The sequence below is a fragment of the Streptococcus sanguinis genome, from assembly GCF_003943655.1.
Taxonomy (GTDB): Bacteria; Bacillota; Bacilli; order Lactobacillales; family Streptococcaceae; genus Streptococcus; species Streptococcus sanguinis_F.
Genome location: NZ_RJMM01000001.1, coordinates 207,125 through 223,092, shown reverse-complemented (window position 1 = coordinate 223,092; position 15,968 = coordinate 207,125). Strand labels below are relative to the sequence as shown.

Below are 15,968 nucleotides of genomic sequence, written 5' to 3'. Positions count from 1 at the left end.
CTTTTTCAACAAGACTGTACTTATGACATAAAAAACGAACAAAAGCNGATTTGTTCGTTTTCTAAATTCCATTAGGCTTTCACTTCGATAATTGCGTCGCCTTTAGCAAGAGCTCCTTCTGCTACTGGAGTCACAGAAGTGTAGTCAGCTGTGTTGGTAACGATGACCATAGTCGTATCATCCAGACCAGCGGCTGTAATTTTCTCAGCTTCAAATGTTCCCAGAACGTCACCAGCTTTGACCTTGTCGCCTTGAGCAACCTTTTGGTCAAAACCTTCGCCGCCCATAGACACTGTGTCGATTCCGACATGAATCAGAATTTCAGCACCATTAGCTGTCTTCAAACCATAAGCATGGCCAGTCGCGAATGCAATTGTCACTTCAGCATCAGCCGGTGCATAAACCACACCCTCACTAGGCTTGATGGCAATTCCTCGCCCCATCGCTCCGCTAGAGAAAACAGGATCATCAACATCGCTCAAAGCAACTGCCTGACCAACAATTGGAGAAATAATCGTTTCATCTTGGAGAGCAGCTGGCACATTACCAGTTATTTCTTCTTCGACCAGTTTTTCAGTTTCAGCTTTTTCTTCAGCAGTTTCTTCGTCTTTGTAACCAAACATATAAGTCAGAACAAAACTCAAACCAGTTGTCAAAACAACCATAAAGATATATTGCAACAATTGACCATTCAGGTAAAGGAGAGTACCTGGAATAATTGTGATACCGAAACTTGTACCTGCAAGCCCCATAATAGAAGCTAACCAACCACCAACGGCACCAGCACCCAGTCCAATTACAAAAGGTTTAACAAAGCGCAAGTTAACCCCGAAGATAGCTGGCTCAGTAATACCCAATCCTGCAGAAAGTGCTGCTGGGAAAGCAAGAGCCTTGAGTTTTTTAGATTTTGTCTTCACAGCTACAGCCAAAGTCGCACCAGCTTGAGCTGTCATAGCAGCAGTGATAATCGCATTAAATGGATCTTTCCCAGTTTGAGATACCAACTGAGATTCTAGTAAGTTGAAGATGTGATGAACACCAGTTACGACAATCAGCTGATGCACAGCACCGATAATCAATCCAGCAAGACCAAACGGAAGGCTAAGAAGGAACTCTGTTCCATTTAAAACATATGACTCTACAATGTGGAAGACTGGACCAATCACAAAGAGTCCCAGAATAGACATGACAAGGAAAGTAAGGAATGGAACAAGAAGAAGATCCAAAACATCTGGAATTTTCTTGTGCAGCCATTTTTCAAATTTTGCACCAAACAAACCTACAAAGAAGGCTGGAAGCACAGAGTTTTGGTAGCCAACTACTGGAATAAAACCAAAGAAGTAAATTGGGTGAACTTTTGTTGCTGTAACTTCGCTGGTAAATTTCAAACTTCCTAGAACATCCATATTAGCAATTTTGTCTAAAATGTCCTTAGAAGGATCAACAGCAAATTTAGTAGCCTGACCAGCTACCTCCCAAGCATTTGGAAGTGCTGAGTTAACCATCATTAGACCAAGAACCAAACCAATGATTGGGTTTCCGCCAAAAACTCTAAAAGCCGACCAGCAAATCAAAGCAGGGAAAAAAGCGAAGGCAGTATCAGTTAAGACTACTGTATAAGTATAGAAGTCAGTTGCTTTGAAAGCATCCGCAGTAGTACCAAACAAAGCTAAAACTTGATCCTGAGCAATTGCTCCACGAACTCCCATGAAAAGTCCTGTCGCAACAATAGCTGGAAGAATTGGTACAAATACNTCACCAAATGTACGGATGGCACGTTGGAACCAGTTTCCTTGCTTAGCAGCTTCTGCTTTCATGTCATCTTTTGATGAAGTTGGCAATCCTAAGGCTACAACTTCGTCATAGATTTTATTAACCGTACCGGTACCAAAGATAATCTGGTACTGACCTGAGTTAAAGAAGGCACCCTGAACTTTTTCCAGATTCTCGACAGTATTTTTGTCGATTTTACCTTCATCTTTAACCATCACGCGTAAGCGAGTCGCACAGTGAGCCACACTGTTAACATTCTCACGTCCGCCAAGGGCTTCAATGACTTTTTTTGCAATGTCAGTATTATTCATTTGCAAAAATCTCCTTATAAATATTTTTAACTTTTTGAAAGCGATTTTATCGCCTTTACGAATATTATTTTACCATGATTCAAAAATATGTCAAGCGTTTTGCAGAAAAAATATTTTTTTACTGTTAAATGTTGATTTTTCAGCAGAAAACGTTTACTATAGTAATAAGAAATAATATGATTCGGAGGACAAAAGATTGGCTTGGACGACTGAAAAACGCTACAAACGCTATGAAGACTGGACTCAGGAAGAGCTACAGCAGATCAAAGAAAACATCGCTAAATCTCCTTGGCGGGCTAACTACCATGTAGAGCCTCAGACAGGTCTCCTAAATGACCCCAATGGCTTTTCTTATTTTGATGGCAAGTGGGTGGTTTTCTACCAAAACTTTCCTTTCGGAGCAGCTCACGGTCTCAAGTGCTGGGTCCAGATGGAAAGCGATGACCTAGTTCACTTCACGGAAACTGGCCTTCGGGTGCTGCCAGATACTCCTCTAGATAGCCACGGCGCCTATTCTGGCTCTGCCATGCAGTTTGACGACAAGCTCTTTCTCTTCTATACTGGCAATGTTCGTGATGAAAACTGGGTGCGTCATCCTTATCAAATCGGTGCCTTGTTAGACAAATCAGGCAAGCTGGAAAAAATTGACAAGGTCTTGATTGAACAACCTGCTGAAGCGACTGACCACTTCCGTGATCCACAGATTTTCAACTACAAAGGGCAATTCTATGCCATTGTCGGTGGGCAAAACCTAGATAAACAAGGATATATCAAGCTTTACAAGGCTGTTGATAATGACTATACCAACTGGGAAGTCGTCAGCAATTTGGACTTCGCCAATGACAAGACAGCCTATATGATGGAGTGTCCTAATCTAGTCTTTATCAACGACCAGCCAATCCTGCTCTATTGCCCTCAAGGCTTGTCTAAGGATGTACTAGATTATGGCAACATTTATCCAAACATGTATAAAATAGGTCAATCGTTTGACACAAGTAACGCTACTTTGATTAATCCTAGTCCTATCCAAAATCTGGACTATGGCTTCGACTGCTACGCGACCCAAGCCTTTAACGCGCCTGACGGTCGTGCACTCGCTGTCAGCTGGCTGGGCTTGCCTGATGTGGAATACCCATCTGACCGCTTCGACCATCAAGGTGCCTTCTCCCTCGTCAAGGAATTAAGTCTGAAAGACGGAAAACTCTATCAATACCCAGTGCCTGCTATCAAGAACTTGCGAACAGATGAACAGCCTTTCACTGCTTTGGCAGAAAGCAAGAACAGCTACGAACTAGAACTGAAGCTTGCTGCGGACACCAAGCATGAAATCGTCCTCTTTGCGGACAAGGATGGCAAGGGCCTACGCATCAATTTTGACCTCAAGGCAGGTCAAGTGACCGTTAACCGCAGTCAAGCGGGTGAGCCATTCGCTCTGGACTTTGGAACCAGCCGAAGCTGTGATATTGACAAAGAAGCAACGAGCGCTACTATCTTCATCGATAAATCGATTTTTGAAATTTTCATCAATAAAGGAGAGAAAGTATTTTCCGGCCGTGTCTTCCCAAGAGAAGACCAAACAGGTATTGCCATTACCAAGGGCAATCCAACCGGTACTTACTATGAATTAGATTATGGTCGCAAAGCTAACTGATGTAGCAAAACTAGCAGGAGTCAGCCCCACAACTGTTTCCCGCGTCATCAACAGAAAAGGCTACTTATCTGACAAAACGATTTCCAAGGTTGAGGCAGCCATGCGAGAATTGGCTTACAAGCCTAACAATCTGGCGCGTAGCCTCCAAGGAAAATCAGCCAAGCTAATTGGACTCATTTTCCCTAATATCAGCAATGTCTTTTATGCAGAATTGATTGGTAAGCTGGAGCATGAGCTCTTTAAACAAGGCTATAAAACCATCATCTGCAATAGTGAGCATGATTCAGACAAGGAGCGTGAATACCTTGAGATGCTGGAAGCCAATCAGGTGGACGGCATCATTTCTGGCAGCCACAATCTAGGCATCGAGGACTACAATCGTGTGACCGCACCAATCATTGCCTTTGACCGCAATCTTTCGCCAGATATCCCAGTTGTCTCCTCAGACAACTATGGCGGCGGAGTGCTGGCAGCTCAGACCTTGGTCAAGACTGGAGCGCAAAACATCATCATGATTACTGGCAATGACAATTCCAACTCACCAACCGGCCTGCGCCATGCTGGCTTTGCCTCTGTCCTGCCTGATGCTCCTATTATCAATGTATCCAGTGACTTTTCTCCAGTCCGAAAGGAAATGGAAATCAAGCAAATCCTGAGTCAAACCAAACCGGATGCTATTTTTGCTTCAGATGATTTGACAGCCATCTTAATTATGAAAGTCGCTCAGGAGCTAGACATTCAGATTCCCAAAGATTTGAAAATCATCGGCTACGATGGCACTTACTTTGTAGAGAACTACTACCCACAGCTGGCAACAATCAAGCAGCCGCTGAAAGATATTGCCTGCCTCTCTGTGGACCTGCTCCTCAAAAAGATTGCTGGTCAAGAAGTCCAAACGACTGGCTATTTCCTGCCAGTCAGTCTCTTGCCTGGTAAGAGTGTTTAAAACTTATATAAACAATGAAAGACGACCTCCATTATTGGAAGTCGTCTTTATTTAGCCATAGTCTCAAAAATTTCTCACAGGGCATTCATCAAATTATTACTGTTTCTTTCTAAAGGTTAAAAGACCGGCCAGGAAAGCAAGGAAGCCACCTAAAAGTGCCAGTAGGGAAGTGTTGGTTCCAGTTTTTGGCAAGGTTTTTTCTGTTTGGCTAGCCGCTTCTTTTACTTCTGAAGCCTGAGGTTTTTGCCCATCCAAGGATAAAGCCTGAGGCTTAGTACTGGATACAGAAGGGACAGACCGCTGCTCTTCTTGGGCTACTGGAGCTTGAGATTTTTCTTCCTGAGTTGGGATACTTTTTCTAATTCTCAAAATAGTCGCTGTTAGCGGAGCCAGGGCTAAACCATTGCTGTTTCTGGTGACACCTGCCGGATCAGAAATGGCTGTCACTCCTGCCGTATTGCCATCTGCCACAATCTCTGCACCTGCTAGATGCTTGTAAGCTTCACCAAAGTTAAATTGTCGTTCCTTGGTGTCCGCATTGACAAAGACTGCATAAATATCGCCATTTGAAGCAACCACTTGGTAGCCGAGAACAAGGTCTTCTTTCTCAACACCATCCTTGCCAGGCTGGGTAATGAGGGTTACATTTTGCTCCACTTCATCTTTGGAGCTGCGGGTAAAGGCATCTGTTGACTTCCGCAAGGCAATCAAGCCTTTCATATAGGCACGACTCTTGGCATTTTCAGGGAACTTCTCCGAATCAGTCGCCTTGGTCCAGTCAAAGTGGTTGACCGCGTCGCTCGAATCATAAGAATCATGAATGAAATAGGGATAGTCAAACGGCGTGCCGTCTTCATTGGTCAACAAATGCGCTTTGTTTGGAACCTTGTCTTCTGAGACAGGATATTTATAGGCAGGATCGCGGAATTGCTTGGTCCGGCCGTACTCTTGACCAGAGTGGATAAATGGTGTCCCTTGCGAAGTCAGAATCATCAGATTTCCCAGACGCAGGCGGCGATGAATCTCCTGATAATTGGCAGCTAGTGCCGGATCTTTCTTAATCGACTGGGCAATGATATCAAAGAGTGTCAGATTATCATGAGCAGCGATGTATTGGATCACGTCCCCTGGACTATCTGCCTCAAAATTGGTTGGCTGCGCCTTGATGTTTTTGAAGACATTTTCTATGTTGCGCTTGCCATTCGTGATAAAGGCTGGTGTTCCCTCATTTGGATAACCCGATTTCAAGGTATTGCGAATATCATCTGAGAAGACCGCTACCGTGTCTGTTGACTTCATCCAAGATTGGTCAGCAGGCTGGACAGCTTTATTTTCATCACCTGCATAAGTCTTCCAGCCCTCACCCAGCATAATGAGATTTGGGTTGAGCTTCTTGGCTTCTTCATAGGCTTTTTGAATGGACTCAGCATCATGATCTCCCATCATATCAAAGCGGAAACCGTCTACCTTGTACTGGTCTGTCAGGTACTTGATCGAATCCACCAAGACCCGTCTGCTCATATAGTGAGTAGTACCCAAGCGGCCGCCACCAAAGCTTGATCTCGGTGTACCATCCGCATCCATAAAGTGGTAGTAATTGGGCTCCAAATCTTCAAAGATAGAGGTCTTAGCCGTATGATTATAGACCACATCCAGGATAACGCCCATGCCACGCTTATGAATTTCATTGACAAGGTTTTTAAATTCCTCAATGCGCTTGGCTGGATCTGTCGGCACGCTGGAGTACATACCTGTCAGCGAGAAGTAGTTTTGCGGGTCATAGCCCCAGTTATAGTTGCTGTTGCTGGAAGCATACTTGTCCATGCGCTCAGCATTTTTCAGCTCATTTACAAAGTAATAACTTAGAACTGGCAAGAGCTGAATGTGGGTCACTCCCAAGTCTTTCAAATAATCTAATTTTTCAATGAAAGCTGAGAAAGTTCCAAATTGAGATTTCAAATCCTTTGAGATAGCTGGATCAGAGGTAAAGTCACGAACGTGCGCCTCATAAATCAAGGCATCTTCCCGCTTCTTAAAGTTCGGAATAGTAGCATAGGTCAGGTCTTTCGGTCCATATTCACTTGGATCTACAAAGGCTGCCTTGGCAATCTTGTAGGCATCCCCCTTATCCGCATCTTCACTGTTCCAAGCGGCTAAAGACTTGGCATAGGGGTCCAGTACAAGAACTTTTTTACCACCGCGAGTGATTTCATAATGATAGAAATACCCTTGATAGTCTGAAATCCCCAGACCGCTCTCAGGCGTCAGGCTGCTGGTCCATGTGCCAGACTCACCTTTCTGCATAGCCAGGCGTCCAATGACCTTATTCTGATCTTCTTTGTCATAGACCACCAAATCAACTTGGTCTGCACTCGGTGACCAGAAGGTTAGGTCCACTTGTTTGCCCGCTTGAGAAACACGCGCTCCCAAATCACCATCATACTTATAAATACTATCCTTCAGCTGCCAGTTCATGCTGGTTTTGAATTGATCATTGCCATATTTGATAAAATAAGGTGACTGAGCTTGGTTAAAATCACCGATGAATTTGGCGCTTTTGGTCTTAGGATCCAGAACTACATCTTGCACAGCGACTTCATTGCCATCTTTGTCTGTAATCTTTAAGTTCTTTAAAATGTCCTCTTTTTTGGCATTTTCTAAGGTAGAAAAGCTGGCTTCAATCTCGGTCAAGCCTATATGCTGGGCTCCCGTCATACGAATATCATTGACAAAGTAAGGGTTGGTATAAACTGTCGGATCCGCATCCCGCAAGAAAATTTGGCTGTTTTTCTCCAAATTAGCAACATTATAATCCTGATTTTGAATCTTCACATCATCTCCTGATTTGCTTTCGTCTAGAAGCAAAAAGCCAATCATCTTAGCAGCGTCTTTCAAGGGAACATCTACATAGCGACCATATTTCCCAGTATTTTCAAAATCCACTCCGTCAGGCCAATTCTTGCTCGGGTTTTGGACATCTCCCCAGAGCCAGAGCGACTTCTTATCATACTGCCCATCTGTACGATAGTAGTTGATTCGTACCATGCCTTTTTTCAAAGGCTCATAGGTATGAGGTTGATAGTCTGTGTCAAACCAAACTTCATTCATCTGAGGACTGAGCAGTTCAACTGTCTTGTCACCTGTAATATTTTGCCCTGCGGTATTATTGATTAGAAGGCTGATTTTGCTTCTTTTCTCAGCCATTTTAACATCAAGGTAATAACCGTAGTCATCTTCTTTAGCAGTCGCAAAGCTAGTCGCTCCAGTCGGCCAACCACCCTTTTGGCTAGAAGGCGTCTCGACATCGTCCCAAGTCCACAGGCCCAAGCTGTCTAGATTTTGTGAAGGAAGGGTTTTGAAATGAAAGCGAATATTGCCTTCTTCAATAGCATCTTTAGCCAAAGCCTGCGGCTGACTAACTGGTTCTTGCTTGTCTTTTTCACTTGGATTTGCAGCATCTTGACCAGCTGCTTCCGAACCTGCACTAGCTGGAGCTTGATCTGCCACTACACCAGTTGGAGCAGCCTGCTCTGAAGCCCCCGCTCCTGAACTATCTGCCTCTCCAGTTTTTTCTTCATATGCTGACTTAGGTAGGGCAGCCGCATTTGCATCAGAGACTGCTGCTGTCGCTGGGCTGGTAGCTGTGCTCGCCTCATCCGCTTGGACTAATCGGGCATTTCCAAGTAGGAAACCTGAGGCAATAACAACAGAGGCTACTCCTAATTTTAAGCGACGGATGCCGAAATAATGACGCTTTTCGCACATCCGAGACTCTAGGTGATAGTTATTTTTCATAAACAGAAAACTCCTTTATTTTTTCTTATAGAGAACATCTATGCAAACGTTTTCTGTATTTATTATACCGATTCTTTTTAAACTTGTAAAGGCTTTCAAGAAGAGTTTTTTTACTCAGATATTTCATGCTCTCTGTGCGGATTTTGATGATTCGATAAGCTATTTGCGATTCAAACGACAATTGACAAACAAAAAAGCCAAGACACTTGTCTCGACCTTCATTTTATTCAACGATAAATTGACTCAAAATGCCGTTGATGAACTTACTGGACTTTTCGTCAGAGAATTGCTTGGAAAGCTCAATGGCTTCGTTGACCGCTACCAGCTGTGGAGTGTCAAACTCCGTAATCTCAAAGATCCCCAGACGCAGGATGTTTTTTTCGACCAGCGTCAGACGATCCACTGTCCAGCCCTTTTTGAGATGCTGGGCAATTTTCTTGTCCAAGTCGTCTTTGGACTGGACCACACCAGAGACCAGATTGAGCAAGAAAGCCGGAATATCAGCTTCCCCCCCTTTGTCTGCCTCTTCGTCCTTATCATAGGAATAGGCAAAGCGGCAAGCCTCCACAAGATCCCCTTCATACTCTAGGCTCATCAGGGCCTGAAAAGCCCGCTGGCGCAGACCTCTTCTGGATTCCAACAGTATATCAGTCATTGAGGAAGTCCTCATCAAATAGATCTTTCAAGTCTGGCTTCGGTGCCTTTTCTGGAACAATGCCTACCACATGGATATTGACAGCAGACAGCTCTACCTCAGCCATATCAAAAACAGCACTTTTTACAGCCTTCTGGATTGCTACTGCAACAGTCGGAACGCTGACACCGTATTCCAAATACAGGTAGATGTCCACCGTCACATCACCTGTCTCATCGGTATGGAGTGATACTCCGCGACCAAGTGAGCGCATAGAAAGACTGTCTGACATACTCTTATTTGCGAAGGAATAAACACCTTCTACCTTTGCCGTTGCAATGGCAATGATTTTTTCCAAAACACGTGGCGCAATGACGATTTCACCTAATTGTTCAGCTGCCATAGTTATTACCTCTTCTATATTATGCGCGAGAAACGTAAGTTCCTTCTGCTGTGTTGATGATTAATTTTTGTCCAACTTCGATGAAGTCTGGTACGTTGACAACAAGACCTGTCTCAAGTGTAGCTGGCTTACCAGATCCGGTAACAGTAGCTCCCTTGATAGATGGCTGAGTATCTGTCACGACCAATTCAACTGTTGTTGGTACTGTCACACCAATCACTTCTGTTCCGTAGAACTGGATTTTCACATCAGAGTTTTCAAGGATGAATTTCAATTCTTCTTCTACATTGACTACTGGAATTTCATATTGATCGTAAGTCTCAGTATTCATGAAATAAGCAGTATCATCCATTTGGTACAAGTATTGAGCTGGAACAGTTTCAATAATGGCTTGTTCAAATTTTTCTTCTGGACGGTAGCTGGTATCAAAGGTAGAGCCAGTACGAACATCGCGCAGCTTCATACGCATAATCGTATTTCCCTTACCTGGCTTGTGGTGGCTCGCTTCCAAAACGCGGATGAGTTTCCCATCAGCTGTTTCGAAGGTCATTCCAGCTTTCAGCTTACTTGCTTCAATCATTCTATATTACCTCTTTTTAAAATTATATTTCTACTTATTCTATCATAAAGCCTGATAATTCTCAAATAACAATCAACTCTTTCGGCGCAAGAGTTAGGACTTGACAGCCGGTTTCGGTGATGAGGAGATCGTCTTCGATGCGGACACCGTATTTGCCGTCCAGATATATACCCGGCTCATCCGTCAGGAGCATGCCTGCCTCAATCGGCTCTTCTGACTTGCCGAAGTAAGGAATCTCATGGATGTCTAGGCCGATACCGTGGCCAATCCCATGGCTAAAGTAAGGACCGTAGCCAGCATCGTTAATAATCTGGCGCGGAATCCGGTCAAAATCAATTCGGCTAAGCCCAGCCTTGGCTGCTTCTATCAGGGCTTGATTGCTGCGCAGGACAATATCATAAATCTCCCGCTCCTCATCCGTCACATGCCCCACATGAACAGTCCGCGTCATATCACTGACATAGTGATTGTAGTAGCAGCCAAAGTCCATGGTTAGGGTTTCACCCTTTTGAATGACCTTGTCACTAGCCACGCCATGTGGCATAGCAGAGCGGTATCCTGAAGCGATGATGAAGTCAAAAGAGGCACCTGAAGCACCTAGCTGGCGCATACGGGCATCTAAAAAGTTCATAACAGCCAGCTCTGTCGTCTCACCAGGCTTGATAAAATCCAGTACATCTAGGAAGGCTTGATCCGAAATCTGACAGGCCTTGCGAATAGTCGCGATTTCTTGCTCATCTTTAATCATGCGCAGATTTTCAATAAAGCCCGTCATGGGAACCAGCTCGTAGGCCGAGAAGACATTTTCTAGCATCTTGAAGTAGGCATAGGAAATTTCATCCTCAAAACCGATTTTTTGCAGCTTATCGCCCGCAATAATCTTGACAATCTCCCCAATCGCGTCGCGCGTTTCGACAATATCAAAACCTTGGACAACTCCCTTGGCAATCAGCGTATAGCGCGCATCCGTCAGGAAAATCCGACGATTCTTGCTGATAAAAACTGTCGCTTCTGTCCCACTGAAACCAGTCAGATAGTAAATATTTTTCAGATTGGTTACTAAAACAGCATCGCATTCTGTCTTAGCCAATGCTGCTTCAAACTTTTCAACTCTTGATAACATGAGCCACCTCCATGAAATAACTAAGCTTATTATATCAAAAAACCAGTCAAATAGGAGATTTTTTTACAAGTCCTATCTAAGACTTAAATCTGACGAGCATTCTCCGACACGAAAAATCCCTGTTTTTAATATCAAACAGGGATTTGATGAATTATTTTACGTGTAGCTTGCCTTTCAAGTACTGGCCGGTATAGCTGGCTGGATTAGCAGCGACTTCTTCCGGTGTACCCGTCGCAATGATGGTACCGCCACCGACACCGCCTTCCGGTCCTAAGTCGATGATATGGTCAGCTGTCTTGATAACATCCAGATTGTGCTCAATAACGAGGACTGTATTTCCATCGTCCACAAAGCGTGATAGCACATGAAGAAGCTTAGCGATGTCTTCAGAATGCAGACCCGTGGTCGGCTCATCCAAGATATAGAAGGACTTCCCAGTCGAGCGCTTGTGAAGTTCGCTGGCCAGCTTCATCCGCTGGGCTTCACCACCTGACAAGGTCGTGGCTGGCTGCCCTAGAGTCACATAGCCTAGTCCCACATCCTTGATAGTCTGAAGTTTGCGGGCAATCTTAGGAATATGCTGGAAGAATTCTACCGCATCATTGACTGTCATGTCCAGAACCTGAGCGATATTCTTCTCCTTGTAGTGGACTTCCAGAGTTTCGCTATTATAGCGGGTGCCGTGGCAGACCTCGCAGGCCACATAGACATCAGGCAGGAAGTGCATCTCAATCTTGATAATCCCATCACCCGAGCAGGCCTCACAGCGGCCGCCCTTGACATTAAAGCTGAAACGTCCCTTCTTGTAGCCGCGAATCTTGGCTTCATTGGTCTTGGCAAATAGATCACGTATATCATCAAATACTCCAGTATAAGTAGCCGGATTAGAGCGCGGTGTTCGGCCAATCGGACTTTGGTCAATATCAATCAGTCGATCCACATGCTCAATGCCGCTGATTTTCTTGAACTTACCTGGCTTGGCAGAATTACGGTTGAGTTTTTGTGCGATGGCCTTTTTAAGGATAGAGTTGACAAGCGTTGACTTACCAGACCCAGAAACTCCCGTCACAGCGATGAATTTTCCCAAGGGGAATCTGGCCGTGATATTCTGCAGATTATTTTCCTGAGCACCAGTCACTTCGATAAAGCGTCCATTGCCTACACGGCGGTCCAATGGTACTGGGATCTCGCGCTTACCTGACAGGTATTGGCCTGTGATGGATTTCTTGCTCTTGGCTACTTGTGGAGGAGTGCCAGCTGCGACGATTTCACCGCCGAAAACACCGGCTCCTGGTCCCACATCAATCAGCCAGTCAGCCTCCCGCATGGTGTCCTCATCGTGCTCAACCACGATGAGGGTATTGCCCAGGTCGCGCATCTTCTTGAGGCTGGCAATCAGGCGGTCATTATCACGTTGGTGCAAACCAATAGAGGGCTCATCCAGGATATAGAGGACGCCACTCAAGTTAGAACCAATCTGGGTCGCCAAACGAATCCGCTGACTCTCACCTCCCGATAGAGTCCCAGCCGAGCGAGACAAAGTCAGGTAATTAAGGCCAACGTTATTGAGGAAAGTCAGGCGATCATGAATTTCTTTGAGAATAGGCCGCGCAATCGTAGCTTCATTTTCGGTTAGACTTAGCCGATTCAACTGGACCAGATGATCTGCAATGGACAAGTCTGAAATCTCACCAATATGCAAGCCATCTTCACCACCAACCTTGACAGACAGAGCCTGAGGACTGAGTCGATAACCATGACAAGCCGCACAAGTCAGCTCATTCATATAAGCCCGCATCTGTGTCCGAGTAAAATCACTATTGGTTTCATGGTAGCGACGGTTGATATTGGTGACAACCCCCTCAAAAGGAATATCAATATCGCGCACGCCGCCAAATTCATTTTCATAGTGGAAATGAAACTCTCGTCCATCTGAGCCAAAGAAAATCAGCTGCTTTTCTTCCTCCGTCAGCTCCTCAAAAGGCTTATCCATATCAATGCCAAAGGCTGCCATGGCCTGCTCCAGCATCTGCGGATAGTAGTTGGAGGAGATGGGATTCCAAGGTGCTAGCGCTCCTTCGCGCAAGGTCTTGCCAGCTTCTGGCACAACGACATCTAGATCCACCTTCAGCTTAACCCCCAGACCATCACAGTCCGGACAGGAGCCAAAGGGCGCATTAAAAGAAAAGAGTCGCGGCTCTAGCTCTGGCACTGTAAAGCCACAGACTGGGCAGGCATAGTGCTCAGAAAAGAGAAGCTCTTGACCGTCCATGGTATCAATCACCACATAGCCCTCAGCAATCCGCAGAGCAGCTTCGACCGAGTCAAAGAGGCGACTGCGCACCCCTTCCTTGATAACAATTCTGTCTACCACAACCTCAATATCATGCTGCTTGCTCTTAGAAAGCTCTGGCACTTCCGTCACATCGTAAATATCGCCATCCACGCGCACACGGACATAACCGTCCTTCTGAATCTTATCAAAAACGGTCTTATGCTGGCCCTTTTTCTTGCGGATGACCGGGGCTAATATCTGCAGCCGCTGACGCTCTGGCAATTCCAAGACCTTGTCAACAATCTGTTCAACAGACGAAGCCGTAATAGCTCCATGACCGTTGATACAGTATGGAGTTCCAACACGAGCATAGAGCAGGCGCAGGTAGTCATTGATTTCGGTAGCTGTTCCCACTGTTGAGCGGGGATTTTTACTGGTCGTCTTCTGGTCGATGGAAATAGCCGGGCTGAGACCATCAATCGAGTCTACATCCGGCTTTTCCATATTGCCCAAAAACTGCCGAGCATAGGCCGATAGACTCTCCACATAGCGGCGCTGCCCCTCGGCATAGAGGGTGTCAAAAGCCAGACTGGACTTGCCTGAACCAGACAGACCGGTCACCACGACCAGCTTGTCCCGCGGAATTTCTACATCAATATTTTTTAAATTATGAGCTCGCGCTCCATGAATCACAATTTTATCTTGCATCTTGACCTCGTTTCACTTATAAACCTTCTCCATTATAACAAATTTTTCTGCAAACTTTTGCCCCAAAAGCCCGAATTTGTAGTATAATAGTACGGTATGCAAAAAACACTCTGGAAAGGAAAAAGATCATGAAGCAAGTCTTTTTATCAACTACGACAGAATTCAAAGAGATTGATGCGCTCGAATCAGGCTCTTGGATCAATCTTGTCAATCCTTCCCAGAGCGAATCAATCGAAATTGCCAACGTCTTTGGCATTGACATCACTGACCTGCGAGCGCCACTCGATGCGGAAGAAATGTCTCGGGTTACTATAGAGGATGAGTACACGCTGATCATTGTTGACGTGCCCATCACAGAGGAGCGGAATAACCAGACTTACTATGTCACGATCCCCCTTGGTATTATCATCACGGAAGAGGCGATTATCACCACTTGTTTGGAAAAATTACCTCTGCTGGACATCTTCATTCACCGGCGCCTGCGCAACTTCTATACTTTTATGAAGTCACGTTTTATCTTTCAGATTCTCTACCACAATGCCGAATTATATCTGACAGCCCTGCGCTCCATTGACCGTAAGAGTGAGCAGATTGAGAGCCAGCTGCACAAGTCCACGCGAAATGAAGAACTGATTGAGCTCATGGAGTTGGAAAAGACCATCGTCTATTTCAAAGCCTCTCTTAAGACAAATGAGCGTGTGATTAAGAAGCTGACCAGCTCCACCAGCAATATCAAGAAATACCTGGAAGACGAGGACTTGCTGGAAGACACCTTGATTGAGACCCAGCAGGCCATTGAGATGGCTGATATCTACGGCAACATCCTCCACAGTATGACTGAGACCTTTGCCTCTATCATTTCTAATAACCAGAACAATATCATGAAAGCCTTGGCTCTGGTGACTATCGTCATGTCTATCCCGACCATGATTTTCTCGGCCTATGGGATGAACTTCAAAAATAACGAACTGCCTCTCAACGGTGAACCTCATGCCTTCTGGATTATCATGTTCATCGCCTTTGCCATGAGTGCTTCGGTCATGGCCTATCTCATGCACAAAAAACTATTTTAACCTTTAGAAAGAACGCCTATGTCACAAGTATCCCTCGACAAACTCAGCAAAAAAAACAAAGAATTTATCCATATCGCGACTAACCAACTCCTACAAGACGGCAAATCCGATCAGGAAATCCAGACTATCTTAGAAGGCATTCTGCCGGAAATTTTGGAAAATCAAACCAAGGGAATCACTGCCCGCGGCCTCTACGGAGCCCCAACTACTTGGGCAGCATCTCTGACTGCAAAAGAGCGCTATGATGCCGAGCATCCAAAGGAAAATGACGATCCTAAATGGATGATGCTGGACTCTGTCCTCTTTATCTTTGGTTTCTTTACCCTCCTGACCTCTATCGTCAATCTGGCTTCCTCTCAGCCATCTGTCTATGGACTGACGACTCTCGTACTTGGAAGCATCGTCGGTGGCCTTTCTTTCTATGCTCTCTACCACTTTATCTACCGTTTCTACGGACCAGATAAGGACCGTAGCCAGCGCCCTAAACTGCTCAAGTCCATCCTTACCATGGCAGCAGCTATTCTCCTCTGGAGCATGTCCATCGTATTGACCAGCCTCCTGCCTGAATTCCTCAATCCCCGCCTGTCCAATGTCGTAGTTGCTATTGTCGGCGCTATTACCCTAGCCCTGCGTTTCTATCTCAAAAAACGCTTCAACATCAAGAGTGCGACTATGGGACCGACGAGATATTAATAT

General features: G+C 45.2%; 11 protein-coding genes. 4 read left to right on the top strand and 7 right to left on the bottom strand.

The window, feature by feature from the left end; translation table 11 throughout:
* Window positions 1-71: 71 nt before the first annotated feature.
* On the bottom strand, window positions 72-2,084 hold the full coding sequence (locus D8886_RS01050) for a PTS sucrose transporter subunit IIABC (protein WP_125433960.1): 2,013 nt from the start codon (window positions 2,082-2,084) through the stop codon (window positions 72-74).
* Window positions 2,085-2,280: 196 nt separating this feature from the next.
* Here D8886_RS01050 and D8886_RS01040 point away from each other — a divergent pair, with 196 nt between their 5' ends.
* A complete protein-coding gene (locus tag D8886_RS01040) occupies window positions 2,281-3,735 on the top strand; it encodes a sucrose-6-phosphate hydrolase (protein WP_125433959.1) in 1,455 nt (484 codons plus the stop codon).
* Window positions 3,716-4,681: a LacI family DNA-binding transcriptional regulator gene (locus tag D8886_RS01035; protein ID WP_125433958.1), complete on the top strand. Its 966-nt coding sequence runs from the start codon at window positions 3,716-3,718 to the stop codon at window positions 4,679-4,681. The genes D8886_RS01040 and D8886_RS01035 overlap by 20 nt, the downstream gene beginning before the upstream one ends.
* A gap of 96 nt (window positions 4,682-4,777) precedes the next feature.
* Here the strand turns inward: D8886_RS01035 and D8886_RS01030 are convergent, their stop codons facing one another.
* The 6 genes from D8886_RS01030 to uvrA form a co-directional block, all read right to left on the bottom strand.
* The gene (locus D8886_RS01030) at window positions 4,778-8,476 is read right to left on the bottom strand and encodes a pullulanase (protein WP_125433957.1); all 3,699 of its coding nucleotides are present in this window, start codon (window positions 8,474-8,476) and stop codon (window positions 4,778-4,780) included.
* 223 nt (window positions 8,477-8,699) lie between these two features.
* A complete protein-coding gene (gene nusB / locus D8886_RS01025; RefSeq protein WP_185761212.1) occupies window positions 8,700-9,131 on the bottom strand; it encodes a transcription antitermination factor NusB in 432 nt (143 codons plus the stop codon).
* Window positions 9,124-9,513, bottom strand: a complete 390-nt coding sequence (locus D8886_RS01020) for an Asp23/Gls24 family envelope stress response protein (protein ID WP_125433955.1) — start codon at window positions 9,511-9,513, stop codon at window positions 9,124-9,126. The genes nusB and D8886_RS01020 overlap by 8 nt, the downstream gene beginning before the upstream one ends.
* 19 nt (window positions 9,514-9,532) lie before the next feature.
* Window positions 9,533-10,093: an elongation factor P gene (gene efp / locus D8886_RS01015; protein WP_002896485.1), complete on the bottom strand. Its 561-nt coding sequence runs from the start codon at window positions 10,091-10,093 to the stop codon at window positions 9,533-9,535.
* Window positions 10,094-10,154: 61 nt separating this feature from the next.
* On the bottom strand, window positions 10,155-11,216 hold the full coding sequence (locus D8886_RS01010; RefSeq protein ID WP_125433954.1) for a M24 family metallopeptidase: 1,062 nt from the start codon (window positions 11,214-11,216) through the stop codon (window positions 10,155-10,157).
* Window positions 11,217-11,367: 151 nt separating this feature from the next.
* A complete protein-coding gene (uvrA, locus tag D8886_RS01005; RefSeq protein ID WP_125433953.1) occupies window positions 11,368-14,199 on the bottom strand; it encodes an excinuclease ABC subunit UvrA in 2,832 nt (943 codons plus the stop codon).
* Window positions 14,200-14,327: 128 nt separating this feature from the next.
* Here uvrA and D8886_RS01000 point away from each other — a divergent pair, with 128 nt between their 5' ends.
* Together D8886_RS01000 and D8886_RS00995 are read left to right on the top strand one after the other, a co-directional pair.
* A complete protein-coding gene (locus D8886_RS01000; RefSeq protein ID WP_002901377.1) occupies window positions 14,328-15,272 on the top strand; it encodes a magnesium transporter CorA family protein in 945 nt (314 codons plus the stop codon).
* A gap of 18 nt (window positions 15,273-15,290) precedes the next feature.
* Window positions 15,291-15,965, top strand: a complete 675-nt coding sequence (locus tag D8886_RS00995) for a DUF1129 domain-containing protein (RefSeq protein ID WP_002901378.1) — start codon at window positions 15,291-15,293, stop codon at window positions 15,963-15,965.
* Window positions 15,966-15,968: the final 3 nt, after the last annotated feature.